The sequence below is a fragment of the Microbulbifer variabilis genome, assembly GCF_052468405.1.
In genome coordinates, this window is the sequence record NZ_CP174343.1 from 3411833 (window position 1) to 3435867 (window position 24035).

The window sequence follows — 24035 nt, forward strand, 5'->3', positions numbered from 1 at the left end:
GGGACCTCCATTATAGTTACTACGAAACCGGGCCCTGTGTTACCACAAGGCCCGGTCGGAACTTACGAATTGTTGTGAATGCTTAGGACAGCTTTACCACACGCTGGTGCAAATCCTGCAGGCGGCGAACCTGCAACGGCTGCTCCTGGCGCATGGCCATCGCCATGGCCTGAGCGGCCGCCAGGGTGGTGGTGTAACACACCTGATGGTTCTCGGCACTGCGACGGATATCCGCAGAGTCGCGAATCGCCTGGCGACCTTCGGTGGTGTTTACCACCAGTGCAATCTCGTCGTTTTTAATCATATCGACGATATGCGGGCGACCTTCACTCATCTTGTTGACGGTTGTAACGGGAATATCGTTTTCTTGCAAGACCTTGGCGGTGCCACGGCTGGCAATCACCTCGAAGCCCAGCTCCACCAGATCGCGGGCAACGCCCACTGCATCGGCCTTGTCGAAGTCACGCACAGAGATAAATACGCGGCCGGACTCCGGCAGGCGATCGCCAGCGGCAACCAGGCCCTTGTCGAAGGCTTCCGCGAAGGTGGCGCCTACGCCCATCACTTCGCCGGTAGACTTCATCTCTGGGCCAAGAATCGGGTCCACTTTGGGGAACTTATTGAAGGGGAATACAGACTCTTTGACGGAGTAGTAGTCCGGAACGATCTCTTCAGTAAAGCCCTGCTCTTTCAGGCTGATACCCGCCTGACAGCGCGCGGCCACTTTCGCCAGTGAAGTGCCGATGCACTTGGAAACGAAAGGCACAGTTCGGGAAGCGCGCGGGTTCACCTCGATCACGTAGATCTCGCCGTCCTGGTAGGCCAGCTGGGTGTTCATCAGGCCAACTACGCCCAGTTCGCGAGCCATGGCTTTCACTTCCTCGCGCATACGGTCCTGCACATCCGACGGCAGGCTGTAAGGTGGCAGGGAGCAGGCGGAATCACCGGAGTGAACGCCACACTGTTCGATGTGCTGCATGATGGCGCCGATTACAACATCCTGGCCATCGGATACCGCATCGATATCCACCTCAATGGCGGCGTTGAGGAAGTGGTCCAGCAGTACCGGCGCTTCGTCGGAAACCTGTACCGCTTCTTTCATGTAAGTGAGCAGCTCGTCTTCTTTGTAGACGATCTCCATGGCGCGGCCGCCCAGTACGTAAGACGGGCGCACAACCAGCGGGTAGCCCACGTCTTTCGCGGCCTGGATGGCTTCGGAGACAGAGCGCACGATAGCGTTCTTTGGCTGTTTGAGGCCGAGACGCATAATCATCTGCTGGAAACGCTCGCGGTCTTCGGCGCGATCGATCTGCTCTGGAGTGGTACCAATAATCGGCACACCTTCGTTGGCCAGGTAGCGCGCCAGGTTCAGCGGAGTCTGACCGCCGAACTGTACGATTACGCCTTCCGGCTTTTCTTTGGCAACGATTTCCAGCACGTCTTCCAGGGTTACCGGCTCGAAGTAGAGGCGGTCGGAAGTGTCGTAGTCAGTGGAAACGGTCTCCGGGTTACAGTTGACCATGATGGTCTCGTAACCGTCTTCGCGCATCGCCAGAGCGGCGTGTACACAGCAGTAGTCGAACTCGATACCCTGACCAATACGGTTGGGGCCACCGCCGAGTACCATAATTTTCTTCTTGTCGGACGGCTCTGCTTCGCACTCCTCATCGTAGGTGGAATACATATAAGCAGTGGAAGTACTGAACTCAGCTGCACAGGTGTCCACACGCTTGTAAGACGGGAATACGCCCAGCTTGTGGCGGAATTCGCGCACACTCTTTTGGCTCACCCCCAGTAAGTCGGCGAGGCGGCGATCGGAGAAACCCTTACGCTTGAGGAAACGCATATGCTCAGCAGTCAACGCTGAGGTAGGCAGTGACTTGAGCGGCTCTTCAATTTTGATCAGCTCTTCGATCTGCACCAGGAACCAGGGATCGATACCGGACAGATCGTAAACTTCGCCGACGCTCATGCCCATGCGGAAGGCGTCGCCCACATACCAGATACGCTCGGCACCGGGTACGGAAAGTTCGCTGCGCAGACGGCTCTCAGCGCCGTCTTTGCCCGGGTCAATCTTGCTTTCCAGACCGAAGCTGCCCACTTCCAGGCCGCGCAGGGCTTTCTGCATGGACTCCTGGAAAGTGCGACCGATCGCCATTACTTCACCCACAGACTTCATCTGGGTGGTCAGGCGCGCATCGGCCTCACCAAATTTCTCAAAAGTGAAGCGCGGAATCTTGGTGACAACGTAGTCGATGGACGGCTCGAAGGACGCCGGGGTAGCACCGCCGGTGATATCATTTTGCAGTTCATCCAGGGTGTAACCCACTGCCAGCTTGGCCGCGACCTTGGCGATCGGGAAGCCGGTGGCCTTGGAGGCCAGTGCGGAGGAGCGGGAAACGCGGGGGTTCATCTCGATCACCACCACGCGGCCAGTCTTCGGGCAGACGCCGAACTGTACGTTGGAGCCGCCGGTCTCAACACCGATCTCGCGCAGTACCGCGATGGAGGCGTTGCGCATCAGCTGGTATTCCTTGTCGGTCAGCGTCTGCGCCGGGGCAACAGTGATGGAATCACCGGTATGTACACCCATCGGATCGAAGTTCTCGATGGAACATACGATGATGCAGTTGTCGTTCTTATCGCGAACCACTTCCATCTCGTACTCTTTCCAGCCGAGCAGGGATTCGTCGATCAGCAGTTCATTGGTGGGGGAGAGGTCGAGACCGCGCTTACAGATCTCTTCAAACTCCGGCCAGTTGTAGGCCACACCGCCACCGGAGCCCCCCATGGTGAAGGACGGACGGATAATCACCGGGAAGCCGAACTCTTCCGGTACCTTCTTCGCCTCTTCCATGGAGTGGACGATCTTGGCGCGCGGAGTTTCCAGGCCGATCGCCTTCATCGCCTTGTCGAACAGGTCGCGGTCTTCCGCTTTCTCGATAGCGTCTTTGTCCGCACCGATCAGCTCGACATTGAATTCCTTCAGGACACCGTGCTTGTCCAGGTCCAGTGCGCAGTTCAATGCTGTCTGGCCGCCCATAGTGGGCAGGATGGCGTCGGGGCGTTCCTGCTCGATAATCTTGGCTACGGTGCGCCATTCCACCGGCTCGATGTAGGTGGCATCGGCCATGGCCGGGTCGGTCATGATGGTGGCCGGGTTGGAGTTCACCAGGATCACCCGGTAACCCTCTTCGCGCAGCGCCTTACAGGCCTGGGCGCCGGAGTAGTCAAATTCGCACGCCTGGCCGATCACGATGGGGCCTGCGCCGATAATCAGAATGCTTTGGATATCTGTGCGTTTTGGCATCTTTCTTCCGTTCTACTACCGGCTAAGGCCGGCTGCGCTAAATTTCATTCGTGTCTTGTAAGGAGACTCTAAACAACTCCGTAATGCCTCTGGCTTGCAGAGCGGTTCACAATCAAGGCGCGGCTTCGCAGGAATGTCTAGACCTTTCAAGAAGTCGCAACGCGGAGTGTGAATCGCTATGCAAGCCCCGAAGGGCGGGCCTTGAAGGCCACAGCTGCTGCGTTGCAGCTCTTGCAAAGGGCTACGGCCATTCGCGGCGAGCTGCGCCTAACATCTGCAGCCTTCAAGGACCCGCAGAGGTATTACGGCGTTATTCAGAGTCTCCTTATAACCGCCGCAAAAGCGGCGGTTGTTTGCCCTACCCTGGGCGGGCTGCACCCTTAGGCGCGCTCTTTCATCAAATCGATAAAGTGGTCGAACAACGGTGCCACATCGTGAGGGCCCGGGCTCGCTTCCGGGTGGCCCTGGAAGCTGAAGGCCGGCTTGTCCTTCAGGTGAATACCCTGCAAGGTGCCATCGAACAGGGACTTGTGGGTAACTTCCACATTGTCCGGCAGGCTGTCGGCGTCCACTTCGAAACCGTGGTTCTGTGCAGTGATCATCACCTTGGTGCTGTTCAGGTCCTGTACCGGATGGTTGCCGCCATGGTGACCGAACTTCATCTTGGCCGTTTTACCGCCCACCGCCAGGCCCAGCAGCTGGTGGCCCAGGCAGATACCGTAAGTGGGAATGCCCGCGTCGAGGATTTCGCGGATAGCGGTAATCGCGTATTCACAGGGCTCGGGGTCACCGGGGCCATTGGACAGGAATACACCGCTGGGATTCATCGCTAGCACTTCAGAGGCCGGGGTCTCCGCCGGTACTACGGTGATATCGCAGCCGCGATCCACCAGCATGCGCAGGATATTGCGCTTCACACCAAAGTCGTAAGCCACCACTTTGAAGGGCTGTTCCGGCGCGGCCTTGTGGCCTTCGCCCAGCTCCCAGGTGCCTTCATTGAAGGGGTAGGCTTCCTTGGTGCTCACTACCTTGGCCAGGTCCATCCCTTTCAGACCTGCAAATTCCTCGGCCTTGGCCAGGGCTTCTTCGCGGTCGATATTATCACCGGCAACGATGCAACCGCTCTGTGCACCCTTGTCGCGCAGCAGGCGGGTCAGGCGACGGGTGTCGATATCGGCGATACCAACGATATTGCGCTCGCGCAGGTAGTCTTCCAGGGACTGCTCGTTGCGGAAGCTGCTGGCCAGCAGCGGCAGGTCGCGGATTACCAGGCCGGCAGCCCAGATATCAGCGCACTCTTCGTCTTCCTGGTTGGTGCCAGTGTTGCCGATGTGTGGGTAGGTCAGAGTCACAATCTGGCGGGCGTAGGAAGGATCGGTGAGGATCTCCTGATAACCGGTCATGGATGTGTTGAACACGACCTCGCCAACAGAACTGCCGTGGGCACCGATTGCGCGTCCTTCGAAGACACTACCATCAGCGAGCACCAGCAGCGCGGGAGTTGTACTCTGCATAAAGTTGTGGGGCATGAAGGCCTCCGACGTAGGGACAGCTTTAGTCAAGTTGAACTCCAATCTTCAGAACTGCTTCCGGGCGGGGTTTGTGGGCTTTGGAGCACGCGGCTCCTGACTGGCACGCGCATAAAAAAGCGAGATGAAACATCGCAGCTTCATCTCGCTTTAAAAATCTTTTCACGCGCGGCTCTCACAAATTGGCCGATGCTTGCCACCGGCTTTTTAGTGGGCTCGCGCTGCGCGATCAAGCTTCGCGGCACCGGCCCAAATTCGGGCGCAGATTCTACGCGAATTTACCTCTGGACGCTAGTGCAAAAATACGCCAAGCCTGGCGGGGCGCTCTTCTTTACTCTGGTTTCTGCCCCAGGCGGAACAAGCTGTTTCCCATTTTCAGCTCAGCCTTTTCCAGCATGGTCTTGTTCATGCGCAGGGCTACTTCACCACCGCTATCGGCAAACTCAATCATACCGCCAGTTGCAGCAAAGCGCTGGGCATCACTGATAGTGAGAACCGGGAAGTACTCTACAGCCACCAGGGCCTTGAGTAAGCTGGCACGCTCCATGGCACCGAGTACTACGATCTGGCACTTGCGCGCCTGCAGCATCTCTTTCAGGTCAATCTTTTCCAGCTCCACCCGACGACCGTCGATACGCTGGTTCTTAAAACGCTCCGCCAGGGGTTCACCTAGAGAATCGCCTCCCATCAGGCATACCCTGAAAGGCGCGCGCTGATTGGCAAAAGCATTGACCGGCCACTGCAGGTTGTATGCGAAGTGCAGAATGTAATCCACCATCACCCTTCTCCCCAAAGGGGTATCGGAAAGGTTCACTGCCGCCTGCACTACTGGCGCAGCAAGTAAGATTAGAAGTAGAGAAAGACAGGAGAGGGTGCGACAGCTGGGAATTTTCACGATCGTTAAAGCCCTGGGGTTGCGCCGTCCGGGGCCATACAATTATCGCCCCAAAACGGTTTTAATCGGCGGAGGCCCACGGTTTGGGACCTACACCGGGGCTCTGGTTGCGCGCCTGCAAAAAGCCCGGCCACCCCTGAAGGTTAGTCTACCGGGCCTGCCAGTGTCGGCGCCATTCCCGCTCCAGCGACAACTACACCACCTGCGGACTGCCTCCACTGCCATCGCCTGTTACCGCCGGGCGCCATTTGAGCGCCTTCTCAATAGACATAATCATGGCGCCAGCCACATCCTTACGCGTGGCACTCTCAATCCCTTCAAGACCAGGAGAGGAGTTCACTTCCAGCAACAACGGCCCCTTACTCGAGCGAATAATATCCACCCCGGCCACCTTGAGCCCCAATACTTTGGCAGCCTTAATCGCCAGGCGCTTCTCCTCCTGGGTGACTTTCACTACCGAAGCAGTCCCACCCTGATGAATATTGGCACGAAACTCCCCAGGTGCCGCCTCCCGCTGAATTGAAGCCACCACGCGACCATCAATGACAAATAAGCGCAGATCCTTACCTTGCGCTTCGCGGATAAACTCCTGCACCAATAAATTCGCCTTCAGGGACTTGAACGCGTTGATCACCGACTCCCCCGCTTTGCGGGTTTCTGCCAGCACCACGCCGCGCCCCTGGGTACCCTCCAGCAGCTTCACAACCAAAGGTGCGCCACCCACCATTTCAATCAGCTCATTGGTATCCACCGGGGAGTTGGCAAAACCGGAGGTAGGAATACTCAGACCGCTCTGCTGTAACAGCTGAAGGGAAAATAGCTTATCCCTAGACTGGCTGATCGCTGCAGAGCCATTCAGGGCAAACACATCCAGGCTTTCAAAATGACGCGTCAGGGCGCAACCATAGAACGTCTGGCTTGGGCGGATACGCGGAATCACGGCATCCAGGTTATTGAGAATTCGCCCGTCCCGATAGTGCACCTCTGGCTCACTCGGGTCGAGCTTCATGTAGCACTGGCGTATATCGAGAAAGCTCATGCGATGCCCCCGCTCGGCACCGGCTTCCATAATGCGGCGGTTACTATAGAGATCCGGATTGGATGCCAGTACACCGATACGCAGGCCAGTACCCGCAATATGGTGTTCATCCCGGTAGAATTCATCCAACTGGCTTTGGGGAATCTCACCCAGGCAAAAACTCTCTGAGGGGTCCACCAACATACGCCCCAGCATAGCCTCCCGACCAAGCAACATGCGATACCCCATACTGTCGCGATTAGTCAGGGTCAACTCGATATCCCAGACACTGCCCCCCACAGACATGGATGTGCGAATGACCGGGCGCTTCTCGCTTTCACCTGAGGAGCTCCGCACCAGGCGTTTATCCAGCAGGCGAGCCTCGCAACGCACAGAGGGGCGACGCTGGTGCTGCAATGGATGAGCCTCAAAACTTACCCAGGGTTCACCGTCGCGCTTAAAGGTATGGATGTTATAAGCGTGCAGACAGGAAGTTTTCGCTCCAGAATCCACTCGCGCCTTAATCGCCGGAATGCCAAGTGCAGGAAATCCGCACCACTCCTCACTGCCGACAATCAGCTTCTTTTCCAATAGCAGTTCCTCAAAAAGGGATTACAGGGTGGCCAATTAGGGAGGGAAACCCAGCGGCCTTTTATAGCTTCGCCCACAAAAATGGCGGGCAAATGAAAATTACAAAATCATCTGGCGGCGCCCCTGCAGGCACCAAAAATATCTGTTCAGGGTGAGATTAGTTCAGCCCCAACACATCGCGCATATCATAGTGTCCAGGTGCGCGCACGCTGCCATCACCAGCCAGCCACAAAGCAGCCCGAACCGCGCCACGGGCAAAAGAGAGTCGGCTGCTTGCACGATGACTGATCTCGACCCGCTCCCCTTCAGCCAGGAACATCACAGAGTGCTCCCCAACTACGTCACCACCACGCACGGTGGCGAAGCCGATCGTATCGCGCTCACGGGCGCCAGTCTGGCCCTCGCGCCCATAGATCGCCACTTTTTCCAGGTCGCGGCCCAGGGTCTCGGCGACTACCTCTCCCATACTCAACGCAGTGCCCGAGGGCGCATCCACTTTGTGGCGGTGATGCGCTTCAACAATTTCTATGTCCGCATCCTCCCCCATTACCCGCGCAGCGGTCTCCAACAACTTGAAACACAGATTTACACCGGTGGAAAAGTTACTGGCCAGGCATAGAGGCACCTTCTCCGTATTGGCCAGCACCTGTTTTTTCTGCTCCGCATCAAAACCGGTAGTGCCAATGACAATGGGACGCCCATGGGCAGCACAATAGGCAGAGTTATCCACAGTTGCCTGCGGCGCAGTAAAGTCAATCAACACATCGAAGCCAGCCTTTTCCAGGCTATCCACAACGGCGATACCATTACGCCCGAGCCCTGCGACTTCGCCGGCATCAGCTCCCACCAGGCTGGAACCCGGGCGTACAATTGCGGCGCTTAATTCGGCATTATTCGCAAGCTGTAGCGCCTCTGCCAGCGCCCGCCCCATACGTCCGCCAAATCCTGTAACCGCTATCTTTACTGCCATTCCCACCGCTCCTGTGTGCACCCTTAAGGCCTGAGATTCTACCCTGCACCCTCAGTGGCGCATAGCGAAATAGACCCCCTTTAAATGAAGAAGAGTGCAGACAATAAAAGCTGCTACCAGGCAGCTAACACACCATGGAAATATCAATGGTAATCTTTATTCCCAAGAGAGAGTTTGCTGCCAAAACGCTCTTGACCACCGCTGCTAGTCTTTATGTGATGGGATAAATGGAGCGCCAATATGCGACTTATGATCCGATCTAACCACCTGCCGCATCTACTTGTGGTGGTTATTTCCCTGACCCTGGCTTTTGGCAGCATGCCGGGCTCAGCCCAGCAACAAGGTGCCAATGCGGATTTTTGGGAGAAATACGATGACATAACAGATTGGGTGACGCTGCGTCTGCAGCTCACCCCTGAACAGGAAAAAGTCGTCTTGCCCATCCTGCAAGAGAGTTTTGCGGAAAAAAAGGCAGTATTGGAAGCCTATAGCTTGTTGAGCGACAAAAAAATTGATTTAACCCCCAAACAACGTGGAGAGATCGGCGCACAAATGGCTGCCATCAGCGCTCAAACGCTGAAGGAATTAAAGGGAAAATTAAATCAGAAACAACTAAAGGAGGCGGGCAGAATTCAGCACGAATTCCTACGTGAATTTGCTAACAGGTTACGGGTCCGGGCAGCCCAGGAGCGCTGACCCAGTAAAGATATTACTGGGTCATTCCAGTGCTCACTCAGCCAGCTCTAGCAACTGAGGGAGCCAAGTAGAAGATTACAGCTTCATATCCCCAAAGAAGTTCTTCACACCTTCAAACCAACCGGTCTGGCGCGGTGCATTTTTCTTTTCGCTCAGGGTATTGGCAAATTCCTGCAGCAATTCTTTCTGTTTGCCGGATAGGTTAACTGGAGTTTCCACTACAACCCGACACAGCAAATCACCGGTAGCGCCGCCGCGCACTGGAGTAACGCCTTTGCCACGCAGGCGGAACAGTTTGCCTGTCTGGCTCTCTGCCGGGATCTTCAGCTTCACCTTGCCATCCAGGGTTGGTACCTCCAGCTCACCGCCCAATGCAGCGGCGGCAAAACTGATCGGCACTTCGCAGTAGAGGTTCTTGCCATCACGCTGGAACAGTTCGTGCTCTTTTACCACCACTTGTACATAGAGATCACCGGAGGGACCACCATCGGGGCCTGCTTCACCCTCACCGGACAGGCGGATACGATCACCGGTATCCACACCGGGGGGAACCTTCACAGATAGAGTTTTGGTTTCTTCTACGCGACCACGACCGTGGCAGCTGCCACAGGGATCGGAAATGATAGTGCCACGACCGCGACAATTGGGGCAGGTTTGCTGTACAGAGAAGAAACCCTGCTGCATCCGCACCTGGCCAGCACCACCACAGGTGCCACAGGTTTGCGGCGAAGAGCCAGGCTTGGCACCAGAGCCGTGGCAGGTATCACAGGAAGCCAGGGTCGGCACCCGAATCTTGACTGTGGTGCCGCGCACCGCGTCCTCGAGGTCCAGCTCAAGATCGTAGCGCAAGTCGGAACCCCGCGCCGGGCCACCGCGACGGCCACCGCCGCCACCACCGAAAATATCGCCGAACACGTCGCCGAAGATATCGGAGAAACCACCGAAACCGCCGGCGCCACCACCGCCCATCTGGCCCTCTACACCAGCGTGGCCAAATTGGTCATAGGCAGCGCGCTTCTCTGAGTCCGACAGGATCTCGTAAGCTTCGTTAGCTTCCTTGAATTTGTTTTCCGATTCCTTGTCATCAGGATTGCGGTCCGGGTGGAACTTCATCGCCACCCGGCGGTAAGCTTTCTTCAGCTCTGCATCTGAAGCGCCGCGCTCGACGCCCAGGACTTCGTAATAATCGCGTTTCGACATAAAACTATGTTCTCTGGTCCGGCATCAAGAACGGCCAAACTCTTTCTACTTCTCTGTCCCTAACCAAGCTCCGCGTTGCGGAGCACTGCCAAAAGAAGAAACATCACTTTTGGCAGCTATCTGAAACAACACAGGGCGCGGGGCCTATCAAGAAGGCGCCGCGCCCCTGAAGTTTTCCGGCAGCCACTGTATAAGCTGGTGCCGGAAATGCAAGCGAACGCTTACTTACCTTCTTTTTTGTCGTCCTTTACTTCTTCGAACTCGGCGTCAACAGCATCGTCGCCAGCGGAAGATTGCTGCTGCTCACCCTGCTGAGCGTCTGCACCAGCGGCACCTTCAGCGCCCGCGGCCTGGGCCTGCTCAGCGTACATCTTCTGTGCAACCGGACCAGAAGCTTCGGTCAGCTTGGTGGTGGCAGCTTCCATAGCAGCCTTGTCATTGCCTTTCACTGCCTCTTCCGCTTCAGTGATAGCTGCTTCGATTGCAGACTTCTCTTCAGCGGTGGCTTTGTCACCGGCTTCTTCCAGGGTCTTCTTGGTAGCAGAGATCAGACCGTCGAGGGTATTGCGGGTTTGCACCAGCTCCTCGAACTGCTTATCCGCTTCGGCATTCGCCTCAGCGTCCTGAACCATCTTATCGATCTCGTCCTCGGAGAGACCGGAGGAAGCCTTGATCACGATGGACTGCTCTTTACCAGTCGCCTTGTCTTTCGCATGTACGTGCAGGATACCGTTGGCATCGATATCGAAGGTCACTTCGATCTGGGGTACACCGCGGGGGGACGGCGGAATATCAGCCAGGTCAAAACGACCCAGGGATTTGTTCTGGGAAGCCTGCTTGCGCTCACCCTGTACCACGTGAATGGTTACCGCAGTCTGGTTGTCTTCCGCAGTGGAGAAAACCTGGGACTTCTTGGTGGGGATAGTGGTGTTTTTGTCGATCAGCGGAGTTGCAACGCCACCCATGGTTTCGATACCCAGGGTCAGTGGCGTTACGTCCAGCAGCAGTACGTCTTTAACGTCACCGGACAGTACGGCGCCCTGGATGGCAGCACCCATAGCAACAGCTTCGTCAGGGTTAACGTCTTTACGCGGCTCTTTGCCGAAGAAATCGGTGACTTTCTGCTGTACCAGCGGCATGCGGGTCTGGCCACCAACCAGGATCACTTCGTCTACGCCTGAAGCGGACAGGTCCGCATCTTGCAGAGCGATTTTTACCGGCTCCAGGGAACGGGCTACCAGGTCTTCTACCAGGCTTTCCAGCTTGGCGCGAGTCAGCTTAACCACCAGGTGCTTGGGACCGGTGGCATCTGCAGTGATGTACGGCAGGTTCACTTCGGTCTGCTGGCTGGAGGACAGCTCAATCTTGGCTTTTTCCGCAGCTTCTTTCAGACGCTGCATGGCCAGGGGGTCGCCTTTCAGGTCGATACCCTGGTCTTTCTTGAACTCTTCCGCGAGGTAGTCGATCAGGCGCAGGTCAAAGTCTTCACCGCCGAGGAAGGTGTCACCGTTGGTGGACAGCACTTCGAACTGCTTCTCACCGTCGACGTCTGCAATTTCGATAATGGAGATATCGAAGGTACCACCACCCAGGTCGTATACCGCTACAGTGCGATCGCCACCCTGCTTGTCCAAGCCATAGGCCAGGGCTGCCGCAGTCGGCTCGTTAATGATGCGCTTAACGTCCAGGCCCGCGATACGGCCGGCATCTTTGGTTGCCTGGCGCTGGGAGTCATTAAAGTAAGCAGGTACGGTAATTACCGCAGCTTCTACTTTTTCGCCGAGGAAATCTTCCGCGGTTTTTTTCATTTTCTTCAGGACTTCGGCAGAAATCTGCGGCGGAGCTTTTTTATCGCCTTTCACTTCTACCCAAGCGTCGCCATTGTCAGCTTCGGTGATGGTATAGGGGACCATCTTGATATCTTTCTGTACAACGTCGTCTTTAAACTTGCGGCCGATCAGACGCTTAACCGCAAACAGAGTATTCTGGGGATTGGTCACCGCCTGACGCTTGGCGGACTGGCCCACCAGAATTTCGTTGTCGTCAGTGAAGGCAACAATAGAAGGCGTAGTACGATCGCCTTCGGCGTTCTCGATTACGCGCGCCTTGTCACCATCCAGTACCGCTACACAGCTGTTAGTGGTACCCAGGTCGATGCCGATAATTTTTCCCATCTGTAAAATCCTCATTTGATGCGCGCCGCCAGCTCTGTTCTGTATGCAACGCGCGAATAATTCCTGATGTCAGCTATATTGGTGCCGGCCAGCGAAATTCAAGGCCGTTCCACTCATTTGCCGTTACGGGGCCTTACTAACCACAACCATGGCCGGGCGAACCAAACGACCGTTGAGGCGATAGCCTTTTTGAAACACCTCTAGAACCGTATTCGGCTCCACCTCCCCGTTGGGTACCTGGGTCATTGCCTGGTGCAATTCCGGATCAAACGGCTCGCCAGCCGGATCAACTACTTCCACAGAATTTTTCGTCAGGGTATCGACGAAAGACTTGTGGGTAAGCTCAATACCTTCCACCAATGCCTTATTGGATTCATCAGCGTTATCGATGGTGGAAAGAGCCCGTTCCAGGTTGTCCACAACCGGTAACAAATCCTGCAACAATTTCTCTACAGCAAACTTGCGTGCACGATCGATATCCTGCTGGGCGCGGCGGCGGGCATTCTGCTCCTCCGCCTGGGCGCGCAGGGCGATATCCTTCTGCACAACCAGCTGTTCCTGCAGTTTGATAATTTCATCGTGCAGCGCATCGGCACTTTCGGCTTCTTCGTGCAAAGCCTCTTCAGCCTGCTGGCGCTCCGCTGTGGAGGGGTCTTCTATCTCCGCGGAAACCGCCTCGTCTGTAGCTGTTCTGTGCTCGTCCGCCAGCGCTTCCGGCTGCACTCCCTCTGTGATCTGATCTTCTTCGCTGCGCTCTCTGGCCACTGCTTTCTCCGTCGCGTCGACTCTGTCAGTAATGAGTTGGGGCCCGTCCCGCGGGCTCTGGTGGCTATATGGGGCCATCCCCGTACAGTTCAAGTGGTTTTTTGCGCTAGCGCACAGTGACAGGGGAATCTGCGCTTGACGCTATAGCTAACCCAAGGTGAATACTGTATAAATAACCACTAATTGGGCATTCATACCCATCCATATAAAAGGACACAGAAGCGATCTCTATATGTTGCTGCACTTGTCTATCAGCCAATTTACCCTGGTGGACCAACTGGAGTTGGAGTTCGGTCCCGGTACCAGCACCCTCACCGGCGAGACCGGCGCGGGCAAATCCATCACTCTGGACGCATTGGGGCTCGCCCTGGGTGGTCGCGGCAGTGCCGAACTGGTGCGCACTGGGGCCAATCGCGCCGATATTAGTGCCACTTTTGATATCTCCGAGCACCCAGCAGCGGGCCCATGGCTCAAATCCCAGGAGTTGGATGCAGGACAGGAAGTTATCCTGCGCCGCACTATCGGCGCAGACGGACGCTCGCGGGCCTATATCAATGGCCAACCGGTTACCCTGCTGCAATTGCGCGCCCTGGGTGAGCAGCTGATCGACATTCACAGCCAGCACGAACATCAATCTTTACTGAAAAAGGACACTCACCGTCGCCTGCTGGACGAGTTTGCCCAAGCCCAGGAGCTGGCTGCTGAAACCCGCAGCCGCTACAAGACCTGGCAAGATCAATACCGCCGCTACCGCACCCTGGCCAACAGTGTTGAAGAAGCCGAGGCACGGCGCCACCTGTTGCAGTACCAGCTCAAAGAGCTTGAGCAACTGGACTTGAGTGAGGGAGAAGTGGAAGCCCTGGAGAGTGAGCAGCGCCAGTTGGCCAATGCCGGTGAAATCCTAAGCGGCAGCTACCAGCTGGCCGCCCTTCTGTCCGGCGGCGAAGGCGATATCGCCGAGCAAATTCACCGCGCCCTGCAGCTGCTATCGGCCATGCCCGAGCAGGCACCGGCACTGGTGGAAGTGGCGCAAATGCTCGACAGCGCTCGCATCCAGGTGGATGAGGCTGCCGGCACTCTATCTCGGCATATCGACCGCTTTGAAATGGACCCCGAGCGCCTGTCAGAAGTGGAGGAACGCCTCAGCGCTATTTACCAGGCAGCGCGCAAACACCGTGTACAACCCAAAGAACTGCCATCCCTGCAGCAACAGCTGCAAGAAGAACTGGACGATATAGGCTCCGCAGACGCCCTAGAGCGACTCGCAGCGGAATGTGAACAACTGGAGCAGCAATTCCGCAAAACTGCAGGCAAGTTGAGCAAACTGCGGGCAAAGGCTGCCACAGCGCTTGCCCACGCAGTGAATCAACAACTGGGCGATCTGGCCATGCCCCATGCAAAGGTCGAACTGGCCCTGCAAACCCTGGACAAGCCCTGCAGCCATGGGCTCGAGGAGGTGGAAATCCTGATCTCCACCAATCCCGGCCAGCCCCCTCGGGCACTGGGTAAAATTGCCTCCGGCGGTGAACTTTCGCGAGTCAGCCTCGCGATCCAAGTGGTAACAGCACAGACTTCACGCACCCCCACACTGGTCTTCGATGAAGTGGATGTGGGCATCGGCGGTGCCACAGGTGATGTTGTGGGGCGCCTGCTACGCCAGCTGGGTGAGACCCGCAATGGCCGCACAGGCCAGGTAATCTGCGTTACCCACCTGGCACAGGTGGCAGCCAGGGCCCATCGCCAGTACCTGGTGGAAAAACACAGTGACGGTGAGCGGGCCTTTGTGGCTCTGCGCGAACTGCTAAACGGCGAGCGCCGCGAGGAAATCGCACGAATGCTCGGCGGTGCTCCCAGCACCCAATCCCTGGCCCACGCAGAAGAGATGCTCTCCAGGACCCACTAATGCAAGGCTGAGCCAAGCAGGTTCTACTTACCTGTTTGGCTGCCACCCCAGAACAGCCTGACCGCACAGACAGACAGAGGCATCCAAAATCCGGCTGTTGAGCAATGAAATCCCGCAGATCAATAAATAACCGCCATACAATCGGGCAAAATAGCCTGCTTGCCGGTGAGATATGCCGTTTTAGGACAAATTGACCAAATATGACTGGGTATGGCGGCAGAAGTCACCATATACTCAGCCGCTTGTTTAACTTTGTTTGAGTAGTATCGGCCGAGTTTATGCAGAGAACGATTTTTAACACCCCCATTGTCACGCCCCTGCTGCGCCAGGTAGCCAAACTGCTCCTGAAATTGCACGGCTGGCGCGTTAATGGCGACCAGCAGTCACTTAAGCTGAAAAAGTACGTATTGATTGGGGCTCCCCACACCACCAACTGGGACGGCTACTACTTTATTCTCGCCGCGCTCAAACTGAAGATGACCCCGCAGTGGATGGGCAAGGACAAACTGTTCAAGTTTCCCCTCGGCGGACCTATGCGCTGGTTTGGCGGTATCGCCGTAGATCGCAGCAAAGCCAATAACCTGGTGGATGCCACTGTTCGCCAGTTCAAACTGCACAAAGAACTGGTCATCGCTATCCCACCCGAAGGGACACGCGCCGTAGCCGAGCGCTGGAAGTCTGGCTTTTACCATATTGCGCGCAGCGCCAAGGTGCCACTGGTATTGGGCTTTATCAATTTCTCTAAGAAAGAAGTGGGTATTGGCCCGATTGCCCAATTAGGGGAAAACCTGGAAGCCGAATTGGCCAAGTTGAGGGAGTTTTATGCGGACAAGATCGGCAAATTCCCGGAACTCTACACGCCGCCCTGCCAGCCACAGCAATAAGCAGGCAAGGGAATGGGTGCGGCGAAGGCCGCACCTGAAATAATCTACTTTTCTTTCGCTTTCACATAAAGCACCAGACTGTGGCCTGTTAGCTCATAGCCGTGCTCTTCGGCGATCTGGCGCTGCAGCTCTTCGATTTCCTCATTGTGGAATTCGATTACCTTACCGGTATCGGTACACACCATATGATCGTGGTGATCACCGCGATCCAGCTCAAATACAGAGTGGCCGCCATCAAAATTGTGGCGCACAACCAGGCCAGCGCTCTCAAACTGGGTCAAAACCCGGTAAACAGTAGCCAGGCCGACATCCTCACCCGCTTCCAACAGTAGCTTGTAGACATCTTCTGCACTCAGATGCTGCTCACTGGTGCTCTCCAGCAACTGTAGAATCTTAACCCGCGGCAGAGTGACCTTGAGGCCCGCTTTGCGCAATTCCTGGTTTTCGTTCGACATGAATAAATTTTTCCCGACAGGATTTTATGGATTGTCTTTACTTGTAACAGCCCGCTGCAGAGATCTATACCCGTATAAGACCTCAGAGTTCCGTCTGTCAGCGAACCAACTCTTCGGGTATTATCCCATGCCCTACGGAGTTAGCGGAACCCCGATCACTTCGACAGGGGCAAATCGCGCAAGCGGGGGAACTTTCCTCCTCTCACGGAGCCTATTTCGGTTAACCGTATAAAATTTGTGCGAGAGGTGCCGTGTGAAAGAACATCATAATGGAGCAATGAATGCCGTCTAGCCTGAGATTTATCGCCATCGCCAGTCTATGCGCCTTATTAGGTGCCTGCACACTGGTTAAGTTTCCCGGCGTACACCGCATCGAAATTCAACAGGGTAATATCATCACCCAGGAAATGGTGGACCAACTCAAGCCGGGCATGACCCGCCGCCAAGTGCAGTTTGTTCTGGGCACACCGCTTCTGGAAGACACCTACAACCCCAACCGCTGGGACTACGTCAATCGCATACGCGATAAGAAGGGACAGTATACCCAGAAGCGCTTTAGCGTTTATTTTGATGAGGACTCACTGGTTTCTACCAGCGGCGACTGGAAGCCGGCGGGCTGGCCCTGAGTTCAGGACCCCTCCGCATCCTTCTTTTTCTCAGCCAGACGCTTGGCCTTCTCGGCGCGCTGCTTGCGCGCCTCTTTCGGATCTGCAATGAGCGGCCGATATACCTCTACCCTGTCCCCTGGCTGCAATTCATAGCTTTCCGCAGGCGGTAGCCCCTTACTGCCGAGGGGTTGGGCAAATATCCCCATCTTGGCGCTGTCCGGATCTACCTCCGGATACTCATCTGGAATTCCCGAGCGAATCAAAGCTTCCCGCGCAGTAGTTCCCTGCTTTACCAATAAGCGCATCAAGCGTTGCTCGTGAGGCAGTGCATAAACCACCTCCACCGAAATCATCTTTTCTTCTGTCATTGGGGTTTCCCGTAAATCACTTCGGCACGCTCACACATTACTGCCACCATCTGGTTGGCCAGATCACTGAAAAGCTTGCCGGCAGCGGCGGCGATCAAACGGCTTTTCAGGGAAAATGCCAGGGTGAAAGTCACCTTGCAGGCATTTTCAGAAAGCGGGGAAAATTGCCACTGGCCGGTAAATGATTCAAAGGGACCATCCACCAGTGTCAGGGTCATGCTTTGGGGTCGATCCAGTTTATTGCGGGTAACAAAGCTCTGGCGTATACCCGCGCGCGACAATTCCAGCCGCGCCTCCAATGTCTGTTCATCGCTATGCAAAACTTCCGCCCCGCGACACCCCGGTAAAAACTGCGGGTAACTGGCCACATCATTGACCAGGTCAAACATTTGTTCTGCGCTGTACATCACCAACGCGCTGCGTTCAATTTCAGTCATTCCTGCTGCCTAAGCCAGTCCTTCGGGCACAATCGCCCAGGATCGTCGTCTGGCCGCTAATTTTGCCAGCCAGCGCTACTCAAGCAAGACAATTCCTGTAACAATCGCGTTTTTTGCCATCGGGACACCCCCAGTCTCGCTGGAATAACAAAAACGAAAGCTGTATCCGATAAAAAATAATAGCGAGAGTACTATGACCGCCGTGAGAGAGCATTTTGGGTCAAGGCTGGGCTTTATCCTGGCCGCTGCGGGTTCCGCAGTTGGAATTGGTAATTTGGTGGCATTTCCAGTGGCGGCCACCAAGAGCGGGGGGGGTGCCTTCCTGCTGGTTTACGCTCTCTTCGTTTTCCTGATCTGCCTGCCGGTTATGATGGCCGAACTCGCTATAGGGCGCCGCTCCGACAAAGACCCTGTCGGCGCCTACCGCCAACTCTCCAATGGCTCAAACCTGTGGCGTATTCCCGGATGGCTGGCCCTCGCTACACCTTTTATGATCGCGGTTTTCTATTTAGTGGTTACCGTGTGGGTACTCGGTTACTTAATTGAAACCGTCACCGGCAACCTGGCCACACTGGCAACACCAGATTTCTTTATTCACTTTATTAACACCCCTCAGGTATTTATTTACCTGGTGGTACTGATGCTGATCATCAATGCCATTCTCGCTATGGGGGTTAAAGACGGTATTGAACGCGCGGCAAAAACCCTGATGCCGATGCTGTTCGTTATGCTGCTGGGCCTGGTAATTTTTGTATTGACCCTGGATAACGCCATCCTTGGAGTGAAGTACTACCTGGTACCGGATTTCAGCAAGATCGACGGCAACGTGGTGAGTAAAGCCATGGCCCAGGCTTTCTTCTCGCTGTCTCTGGGTATGGGCATCATGATTACCTACGGCTCTTATATGAAAAAGCGGGACTCCATTCCCGGCTCTTCCCGTGCGGTAGCCATTACTGACACCCTGGTTGCATTTACTGCAGGCCTGCTGATCCTGCCGAGCATCTTCCACTTTAACCCGCAGATTGATCCCTCTGAATTGAGCGAGTCTTCCGCAGGCATGATCTTCCTGTTCCTGCCGAAGATCTTCCTCGCCCTGCAGGACAGCATCGGCTATTTCGGCGCAAGTGCCGTAGCTGCGATCTTCTTCTTCCTGGTTCTGGTAGCGGCAATCACTTCCCTGGTTTCCATTATTGAAGTGCCCATTGCCACCCTGCGCGACGAGCGCAATATGGAGCGTCAAAAGGCCATTTACGTTGTCGCCGGAATACAGTTTGTACTGGCCATCGCTTGCGCCGTTTCCTTTGGCATGGTCAACTGGCTCACTGAATTTGTACAGTTGGCCGGCGTCAACAAGTCCTTCTTCGATTTAGTGGAGATCATTTTCTACGACACCATCCTGCCCCTGAACGGCCTGCTGGTATGTCTGTTCGTGATCTACAAGTGGAAGAAAGCCAACTTTGACAAGGAGCTTCAGGAAGGCGATGCGGCCTTCGCCGGCTCCTTCTCACAAAAATACATAAACTTCTCCCTGGGCACCTTTATCCCACTGATACTGCTGTTGATCTTTATCAACACCGTGGCCCTGAAGTTTTTTGGACACAGTTTTATCTAGTCATTAGAAGTTTTCATGGCCAAGAAAAAGAAAGCGCAAACATCCAATACCATCGCCCTCAACAAGAAGGCCCGTCACGACTACTTCATTGAAGAGAAGTTTGAGGCGGGCGTTGAGATGCAGGGCTGGGAAGTGAAAAGCTGTCGTGAGGGCAAGGCCCAGCTCACCGACAGCTATGTCATTTTCAAAAATGGCGAAGCCTGGCTGCTGGGTTCCAATATCCAGCCGCTGCCCAGTGCCTCCACCCACTATGTCACCGAGCCCGACCGCACCCGTCGCCTGCTGCTCACCAAACGCGAGCTATCCAAGCTGATTGCCGCCGTGGAACAAAAGGGACACACCGTGGTGGCCACCGCCCTGTATTGGAAAGGTCATCTGGTCAAATGCGAAGTTTGCCTGGCCAAAGGTAAGGCTATGCATGACAAACGCGAAACCGAGAAAAAGCGCGATTGGAACCGCGAAAAGCAACGCCTGATGCGCGCGACGCACAAGTAGTGCACAGAGACAAATAAAAGAATAATTACGGGATTTATCATGAGTGCACCGCGAGGACAGTTCAGCTCGAATATTGGCTTTTTGATGGCCGCGGCGGGGTCCGCCGTGGGCCTCGGCAATATTTGGGGCTTCCCCACCAAAGCCGCCAGTAACGGCGGCGCCGCCTTTGTGGTGGCCTACCTGTTTTTGGCCTTTGCCCTCGCCTACCCGGCACTGATGGCCGAACTCACCATTGGCCGTTACGCACGGCGCAATATGGTACAGGCACTACGCGCTATCTCCACTGGTCCTGTGAGCCGCTTTTTCGGCAGCCTTACCGGCTTTGGCGGTATCCTGGTGGCCTCCCTGATTCTTAGCTTCTACGCCATTGTGGCCGGCTGGATGGTGGCACATCTGGCCGAGCCATTCGCCGCCCTGTTTGGTGCCCAGGAAGCCGCACAGTGGCTCACCGAAAACAGTACCCAGCGCAATCTGATCTTTACCGCAATTTTCAGTGGCCTCACCATGTTGATTATTGCCAGCGGTGTTGAGAAAGGTATCGAGCGCTGGTCCACCCTGCTGATGCCCTCCCTGATCATCCTGTTGCTACTTTTGATCGCCTATGTACTCACCCAGCCCGGCGCCTTTACCGGCCTGGAGGTGTACCTGATGCCGGACTTCAGTCACTTCACCCCGAAGCTGCTGATTTCCGCCATGGGCCAGGCTTTCTTCTCTCTGTCTCTGGGTGTAGGCACCATGCTGATCTATGGCTCTTACCTGAGCCAGCAGGAGAGCCTGCCGCGCCTCGGTGCCCTGGTCACCCTGATTGATGTTGGTATCGCCTTCACCGCCGGCCTGCTGATCCTGCCCGCCATGTATGTAGCCCAGGAAGCCGGCACCCAGATCTTCGCCGCTGACGGCGCCCTGATTGCCGGGCCCAACCTGATCCTGCAGGTACTGCCAGCACTGTTCGATACCATGGGCGAAGCTGGTGTATTCGTAGCCATTGCCTTCTTTGCCCTGATGGTGATTGCCTCCCTCACCTCCTCCATCTCTATGCTGGAAGTGCCGGTGGCTTTCTCGATTGAGAACCTGGGGATTCCACGCCGTATCGCCACCCCAGCGGTAGGCCTAGTCATATTCGCCATCAGCAGCACCATTATTTACAACTTCGACACCCTGTTTGGACTGGCAGTCAGTATCAGTACTGAATACGGGCAGCCCCTGCTTGGTATCGCCCTGTGTATCTTTGCAGGCTGGATCTGGCGCCGTGACCAGCTACTGGGTGAGCTGAAAAAAGGCCACGAGGATATTGAACACACCCTGTTCTGGAAGATCTGGCCCTGGTATGTGCGCATCGTATGCCCACTGTTGATCCTGGTAGCCTTCGCCCAGTCAATTATGTAATCACTCCTCATACCTGCCCCGGCCGCAGCCAGCCGGGGCTACCCTCCACTTTCCTAACACCGCACCAAAACACCCCCAAACAGCCAGCAAAACATCTAGCACGTAAAAACTTATTGCTGAGGCCAAGTTTGAGGTATACTTAGATGACACACGAGAGTGTTTCTTATCGGGGATGACTTGGATTCGACGCCGGTTACGAAACCTTGGGTGCATGCCGAGATGGCAGCGAATCTCGTAAATCCAAAGCTGTATTTTATTAGTTGCCAACGACGACAACTACGGTGCCCAACTCGCTGCGTAAGCAGCTTGTGAAGCGCTAACTAAGGGTTCGTCCCTTAGCAGTCTTCAGCAAGGTTCCAGTATCGCGCTGTAGACTGTTATACAGAACTGGATCGCCGCAAGCCATACCCGTGGGTAAGCGGTTAAACAACTTTCGGGATCGCCCTATACGTCCTGACCGCCGGGCTGTAATGGGTTAAATCAATAGACGGAGCTAAGCATGTAGAGCCTCTGGCAGAGTGCTGACGGACGCGGGTTCGACTCCCGCCATCTCCACCAAATTGCTGTCTCAGACAGCCCACGAAAGCCCCGCAAACCTAGAGTTTCCGGGGTTTTTGCTTATCTGGACCATCCCAGTTAATCTAAGCTAACCCGTCCAAATTCCATGGAAGGTGAGCTATGCCGCTGTCTGACACCAAAGTCCGCGCCCTCAAGCCACGCGAGAAGAAGTACATCGAGTCCGATGAAAAAGGACTGGCTGAGAAGTGACCCCGACCGGGGCCAAGCGCTGGGTATTCCGTTTCCGCCTTCACGGCAAACGCCCGGAGACGGCACTAGGGTTCTCCCCAGATATGAGCCCAAAATATGCCCGCGAATTTCGCGATGAAGCCCGACAGCGTGTTGCCGAAGGTATCGACCCTCGCGATATAAAACATGCCCGTAAGAAATCCGCCTAGAAAACCAGCCGCAACATCCTCACACTATAGCGAGACTTAAAACCCTATCTGAGTTAATGCCCCATTTCCGAGATAAGCCCACCTGAAGTTTGCCATCTGCTAACTGCCATAGACGAATACCATGGCACCCCCGTAGTAAAAGCAGCCCTAAAACTATCTTCCCCTCCTATTCTGACAAGAAGCCATCATTATCTTTCACGCCTAATGTGGGTACAAAAAGCTTCATCCCGGCGATTCCTTACCCAGTTTTTTTTAGGGAGTATTATGACAAGTGATTAGCCAAACGCTTCGAAAGGTAATGCGGATATAATCCAGTATCGATTTATCTATCTACCAGAGGCAAATAGAGGAAAATGATTATGTGATTTTATAGTGTGCAATCAAGATAATTGACACCAAGGTACCGTTCATAAACTCAAATACTTAAGCTTTGTATGTGGCTATAGACAATAAATCCAGCCCTTTTTATGGACTCAAAAACTACTCCCATGCAAAGAAGTACTTTCCTGACTTACCATTACGATAAAAATTAACTAGTCGGCCCTAAAAAATGCCGTGAAGTCTTGTAACACTATGGTGATGTAGATATACCATATGGTACTGACCTCCTTGACCAACTTGATCCGTCAGATCCACTACTATTACTCTCAAAAGTAATCCCCTGAATAGATTTTGATCGCACTTTTGGACACTTTTATTCTGACAAAAAAGGACACCCGAGCATTCCCATTCACCTCCTCATCAGTCTACTTATACTCAAGCATTGGAACATTTGAGTGACGGGAATGCTGTACTTCAATGGTAACGAACCCCCCACTATCAGTCCTTCTGTAGTTTAATATCTTTCCAGAATAAAGCCCCCTGCCCCATAGAATGGGTGCATTTTCGCAGCCGCATTGGCGAGTTCATTGTTGAAAAAAATTTCAAGATGTCGGTGCAACTCCATGCCAATCTTATTGAAGATAAAACCGTAAATATCGATACTAAAGTACAAGAGAAATTTATTTATTACTTACCCATCGGATGGTAAGCTCGCGATCAAATTTATTAACCGCCTTAATAAACTTGCTAAACACAACGGTACTCAGCAGCACCTAGCCTATGCCAAGGAAGAAAAAGAAATGCGACTTAAACTGCGTTTCTTTCACCATGTCAAGAAGCGTTCCAACGCAAAAAGAATTAGCAAAATGGTTGCGTACCATAACGGGCATTTTTTGCAGGAATTGAAAAGAAAATTACCTAAAAGTCTTTTACATCTGTCAGGGTGATTTTGCGCTGCGTGAGTGTATCTTGAAACAATATAAAATGATAAAGATAAAATCTACAGCTTACACGAACCGCAAGTGTATTGTGTTGACAAGGGTAAAGATCATAAGCCATATGAGTATGGCAGCAAAGCTTCTATTGTCTCTACCGCGAAAGACGGCATTATTCTAATCGCTATGAATCACCACGAAAAAATTCACGATAGCAAGACCTTAGATGAAGTGATTAGCAAGGCTTATGAAGTCAGAGAATCCAAGATTGAAGGGGCCATATGGGATCGGGTCTATCGCGGGAAAGAAGATGGTCGAAGGTGCGAAAATAATTTTCGCCCAAACCTGCTTTGAAAAGGGATGATCGCTACCAGCGAGAAAAGAATCGGAAAAAATGTCGGCGTCGAGCGGCAATTGAGCCGTTAATTGGACACCTGAAATCTGATTTTCTTCTGTCAAGAAACTTCCTTAAAGGCACCGTGGGTGATGCGATCAGCCTTTTCAAGGCCGCATGCGTCTGGAATTTA

The 24035-nt window shown here is 54.6% G+C and carries 21 protein-coding genes, 1 other RNA gene and 1 pseudogene; 10 read left to right on the forward strand and 13 right to left on the reverse strand.

Features of this window, described 5'->3' with window-relative positions; all coding sequences use genetic code 11:
• Positions 1-82: 82 nt before the first annotated feature.
• On the reverse strand, positions 83-3310 hold the full coding sequence (carB, locus tag ACJJJB_RS15515) for a carbamoyl-phosphate synthase large subunit (protein WP_020414638.1): 3228 nt from the start codon (positions 3308-3310) through the stop codon (positions 83-85).
• Positions 3311-3478: 168 nt separating this feature from the next.
• Between carB and ACJJJB_RS15520 the strand changes: the two genes are divergently transcribed.
• A complete protein-coding gene (locus ACJJJB_RS15520) occupies positions 3479-3694 on the forward strand; it encodes a hypothetical protein (protein WP_020414637.1) in 216 nt (71 codons plus the stop codon).
• On the opposite strand, the gene carA is transcribed toward ACJJJB_RS15520, so the two are convergent.
• The 5 genes and pseudogenes from carA to dapB all read right to left on the reverse strand — a co-directional run bounded on the left by carA (position 3691) and on the right by dapB (position 8313).
• The gene (gene carA / locus ACJJJB_RS15525) at positions 3691-4839 is read right to left on the reverse strand and encodes a glutamine-hydrolyzing carbamoyl-phosphate synthase small subunit (RefSeq protein ID WP_020414636.1); all 1149 of its coding nucleotides are present in this window, start codon (positions 4837-4839) and stop codon (positions 3691-3693) included. The two genes, ACJJJB_RS15520 and carA, sit on opposite strands and share 4 nt — an antisense overlap.
• Positions 4840-5170: 331 nt before the next feature.
• A complete protein-coding gene (locus tag ACJJJB_RS15530) occupies positions 5171-5734 on the reverse strand; it encodes a YfiR family protein (RefSeq protein WP_245556715.1) in 564 nt (187 codons plus the stop codon).
• 193 nt (positions 5735-5927) lie between these two features.
• The gene (rimK, locus tag ACJJJB_RS15535) at positions 5928-6857 is read right to left on the reverse strand and encodes a 30S ribosomal protein S6--L-glutamate ligase (RefSeq protein WP_245556720.1); all 930 of its coding nucleotides are present in this window, start codon (positions 6855-6857) and stop codon (positions 5928-5930) included.
• An 84-nt stretch (positions 6858-6941) separates the two neighbouring features.
• Positions 6942-7343 (reverse strand): annotated as a pseudogene (locus ACJJJB_RS15540) (ATP-dependent zinc protease family protein); the annotation flags it as partial.
• 157 nt (positions 7344-7500) lie between these two features.
• On the reverse strand, positions 7501-8313 hold the full coding sequence (gene dapB / locus ACJJJB_RS15545) for a 4-hydroxy-tetrahydrodipicolinate reductase (protein WP_020414633.1): 813 nt from the start codon (positions 8311-8313) through the stop codon (positions 7501-7503).
• A 240-nt stretch (positions 8314-8553) separates the two neighbouring features.
• On the opposite strand from dapB, the gene ACJJJB_RS15550 reads away from it, so the two are divergent.
• Entirely contained in the window at positions 8554-9009 is a 456-nt protein-coding gene (locus ACJJJB_RS15550; protein WP_020414632.1) for a hypothetical protein, read from the forward strand.
• 75 nt (positions 9010-9084) lie between these two features.
• Here ACJJJB_RS15550 and dnaJ read toward each other — a convergent pair whose 3' ends face one another.
• The 3 genes from dnaJ to grpE form a co-directional block, all read right to left on the reverse strand.
• Positions 9085-10209: a molecular chaperone DnaJ gene (gene dnaJ / locus ACJJJB_RS15555; protein WP_020414631.1), complete on the reverse strand. Its 1125-nt coding sequence runs from the start codon at positions 10207-10209 to the stop codon at positions 9085-9087.
• A gap of 221 nt (positions 10210-10430) precedes the next feature.
• Positions 10431-12383 carry a molecular chaperone DnaK gene (dnaK, locus tag ACJJJB_RS15560; protein WP_282952481.1) on the reverse strand — a complete coding sequence of 651 codons (1953 nt, stop codon included), beginning with the start codon at positions 12381-12383 and terminating at the stop codon, positions 10431-10433.
• Positions 12384-12506: 123 nt separating this feature from the next.
• Positions 12507-13148: a nucleotide exchange factor GrpE gene (grpE, locus tag ACJJJB_RS15565; protein ID WP_020414629.1), complete on the reverse strand. Its 642-nt coding sequence runs from the start codon at positions 13146-13148 to the stop codon at positions 12507-12509.
• Positions 13149-13380: 232 nt separating this feature from the next.
• Between grpE and recN the strand changes: the two genes are divergently transcribed.
• Positions 13381-15051, forward strand: a complete 1671-nt coding sequence (recN, locus tag ACJJJB_RS15570) for a DNA repair protein RecN (protein ID WP_445365131.1) — start codon at positions 13381-13383, stop codon at positions 15049-15051.
• A 278-nt stretch (positions 15052-15329) separates the two neighbouring features.
• The gene (locus tag ACJJJB_RS15575) at positions 15330-15935 is read left to right on the forward strand and encodes a 1-acyl-sn-glycerol-3-phosphate acyltransferase (RefSeq protein WP_445365132.1); all 606 of its coding nucleotides are present in this window, start codon (positions 15330-15332) and stop codon (positions 15933-15935) included.
• 44 nt (positions 15936-15979) lie between these two features.
• Here ACJJJB_RS15575 and fur read toward each other — a convergent pair whose 3' ends face one another.
• Entirely contained in the window at positions 15980-16390 is a 411-nt protein-coding gene (fur, locus tag ACJJJB_RS15580) for a ferric iron uptake transcriptional regulator (protein ID WP_020414626.1), read from the reverse strand.
• A gap of 281 nt (positions 16391-16671) precedes the next feature.
• Here fur and ACJJJB_RS15585 point away from each other — a divergent pair, with 281 nt between their 5' ends.
• Positions 16672-17016, forward strand: coding sequence for an outer membrane protein assembly factor BamE (locus ACJJJB_RS15585; RefSeq protein ID WP_020414625.1), 345 nt, complete (start codon positions 16672-16674; stop codon positions 17014-17016).
• A gap of 2 nt (positions 17017-17018) precedes the next feature.
• Here ACJJJB_RS15585 and ACJJJB_RS15590 read toward each other — a convergent pair whose 3' ends face one another.
• Positions 17019-17366 carry an RnfH family protein gene (locus tag ACJJJB_RS15590; RefSeq protein ID WP_020414624.1) on the reverse strand — a complete coding sequence of 116 codons (348 nt, stop codon included), beginning with the start codon at positions 17364-17366 and terminating at the stop codon, positions 17019-17021.
• Positions 17363-17803: a type II toxin-antitoxin system RatA family toxin gene (locus ACJJJB_RS15595; RefSeq protein ID WP_020414623.1), complete on the reverse strand. Its 441-nt coding sequence runs from the start codon at positions 17801-17803 to the stop codon at positions 17363-17365. Before ACJJJB_RS15595 ends, ACJJJB_RS15590 begins: the two co-directional genes overlap by 4 nt.
• 193 nt (positions 17804-17996) lie before the next feature.
• On the opposite strand from ACJJJB_RS15595, the gene ACJJJB_RS15600 reads away from it, so the two are divergent.
• From ACJJJB_RS15600 to ACJJJB_RS15620, 5 genes are all read left to right on the forward strand, one after another.
• A complete protein-coding gene (locus ACJJJB_RS15600) occupies positions 17997-19415 on the forward strand; it encodes a sodium-dependent transporter (protein ID WP_020414622.1) in 1419 nt (472 codons plus the stop codon).
• A gap of 15 nt (positions 19416-19430) precedes the next feature.
• Positions 19431-19910, forward strand: a complete 480-nt coding sequence (smpB, locus tag ACJJJB_RS15605) for an SsrA-binding protein SmpB (protein WP_020414621.1) — start codon at positions 19431-19433, stop codon at positions 19908-19910.
• A 39-nt stretch (positions 19911-19949) separates the two neighbouring features.
• Positions 19950-21296 carry a sodium-dependent transporter gene (locus tag ACJJJB_RS15610; protein WP_282952477.1) on the forward strand — a complete coding sequence of 449 codons (1347 nt, stop codon included), beginning with the start codon at positions 19950-19952 and terminating at the stop codon, positions 21294-21296.
• Between the two features lie 168 nt (positions 21297-21464).
• Positions 21465-21854, forward strand: a transfer-messenger RNA (tmRNA) gene (gene ssrA, locus ACJJJB_RS15615).
• A 206-nt stretch (positions 21855-22060) separates the two neighbouring features.
• Entirely contained in the window at positions 22061-22252 is a 192-nt protein-coding gene (locus ACJJJB_RS15620) for an Arm DNA-binding domain-containing protein (RefSeq protein WP_353375702.1), read from the forward strand.
• 1478 nt (positions 22253-23730) lie between these two features.
• Here ACJJJB_RS15620 and ACJJJB_RS15625 read toward each other — a convergent pair.
• Positions 23731-23967 carry a hypothetical protein gene (locus tag ACJJJB_RS15625; protein ID WP_444946172.1) on the reverse strand — a complete coding sequence of 79 codons (237 nt, stop codon included), beginning with the start codon at positions 23965-23967 and terminating at the stop codon, positions 23731-23733.
• Positions 23968-24035: the final 68 nt, after the last annotated feature.

What these genes read in the sequence shown, in the direction of transcription:
- ACJJJB_RS15550 (WP_020414632.1), top strand. Translation starts at nt 8,554, where the DNA reads ATGCGACTTATGATCCGATCTAACCACCTGCCGCATCTACTTGTGGTG.
- recN (WP_445365131.1), top strand. Translation starts at nt 13,381, where the DNA reads ATGTTGCTGCACTTGTCTATCAGCCAATTTACCCTGGTGGACCAACTG.
- carB (WP_020414638.1), bottom strand. Translation starts at nt 3,310, where the DNA reads ATGCCAAAACGCACAGATATCCAAAGCATTCTGATTATCGGCGCAGGC.
- dnaJ (WP_020414631.1), bottom strand. Translation starts at nt 10,209, where the DNA reads ATGTCGAAACGCGATTATTACGAAGTCCTGGGCGTCGAGCGCGGCGCT.
- carA (WP_020414636.1), bottom strand. Translation starts at nt 4,839, where the DNA reads ATGCCCCACAACTTTATGCAGAGTACAACTCCCGCGCTGCTGGTGCTC.
- fur (WP_020414626.1), bottom strand. Translation starts at nt 16,390, where the DNA reads ATGTCGAACGAAAACCAGGAATTGCGCAAAGCGGGCCTCAAGGTCACT.
- ACJJJB_RS15600 (WP_020414622.1), top strand. Translation starts at nt 17,997, where the DNA reads ATGACCGCCGTGAGAGAGCATTTTGGGTCAAGGCTGGGCTTTATCCTG.
- dapB (WP_020414633.1), bottom strand. Translation starts at nt 8,313, where the DNA reads ATGGCAGTAAAGATAGCGGTTACAGGATTTGGCGGACGTATGGGGCGG.
- smpB (WP_020414621.1), top strand. Translation starts at nt 19,431, where the DNA reads ATGGCCAAGAAAAAGAAAGCGCAAACATCCAATACCATCGCCCTCAAC.
- ACJJJB_RS15610 (WP_282952477.1), top strand. Translation starts at nt 19,950, where the DNA reads ATGAGTGCACCGCGAGGACAGTTCAGCTCGAATATTGGCTTTTTGATG.
- ACJJJB_RS15595 (WP_020414623.1), bottom strand. Translation starts at nt 17,803, where the DNA reads ATGACTGAAATTGAACGCAGCGCGTTGGTGATGTACAGCGCAGAACAA.
- ACJJJB_RS15585 (WP_020414625.1), top strand. Translation starts at nt 16,672, where the DNA reads ATGCCGTCTAGCCTGAGATTTATCGCCATCGCCAGTCTATGCGCCTTA.
- dnaK (WP_282952481.1), bottom strand. Translation starts at nt 12,383, where the DNA reads ATGGGAAAAATTATCGGCATCGACCTGGGTACCACTAACAGCTGTGTA.
- ACJJJB_RS15575 (WP_445365132.1), top strand. Translation starts at nt 15,330, where the DNA reads ATGCAGAGAACGATTTTTAACACCCCCATTGTCACGCCCCTGCTGCGC.
- ACJJJB_RS15590 (WP_020414624.1), bottom strand. Translation starts at nt 17,366, where the DNA reads ATGACAGAAGAAAAGATGATTTCGGTGGAGGTGGTTTATGCACTGCCT.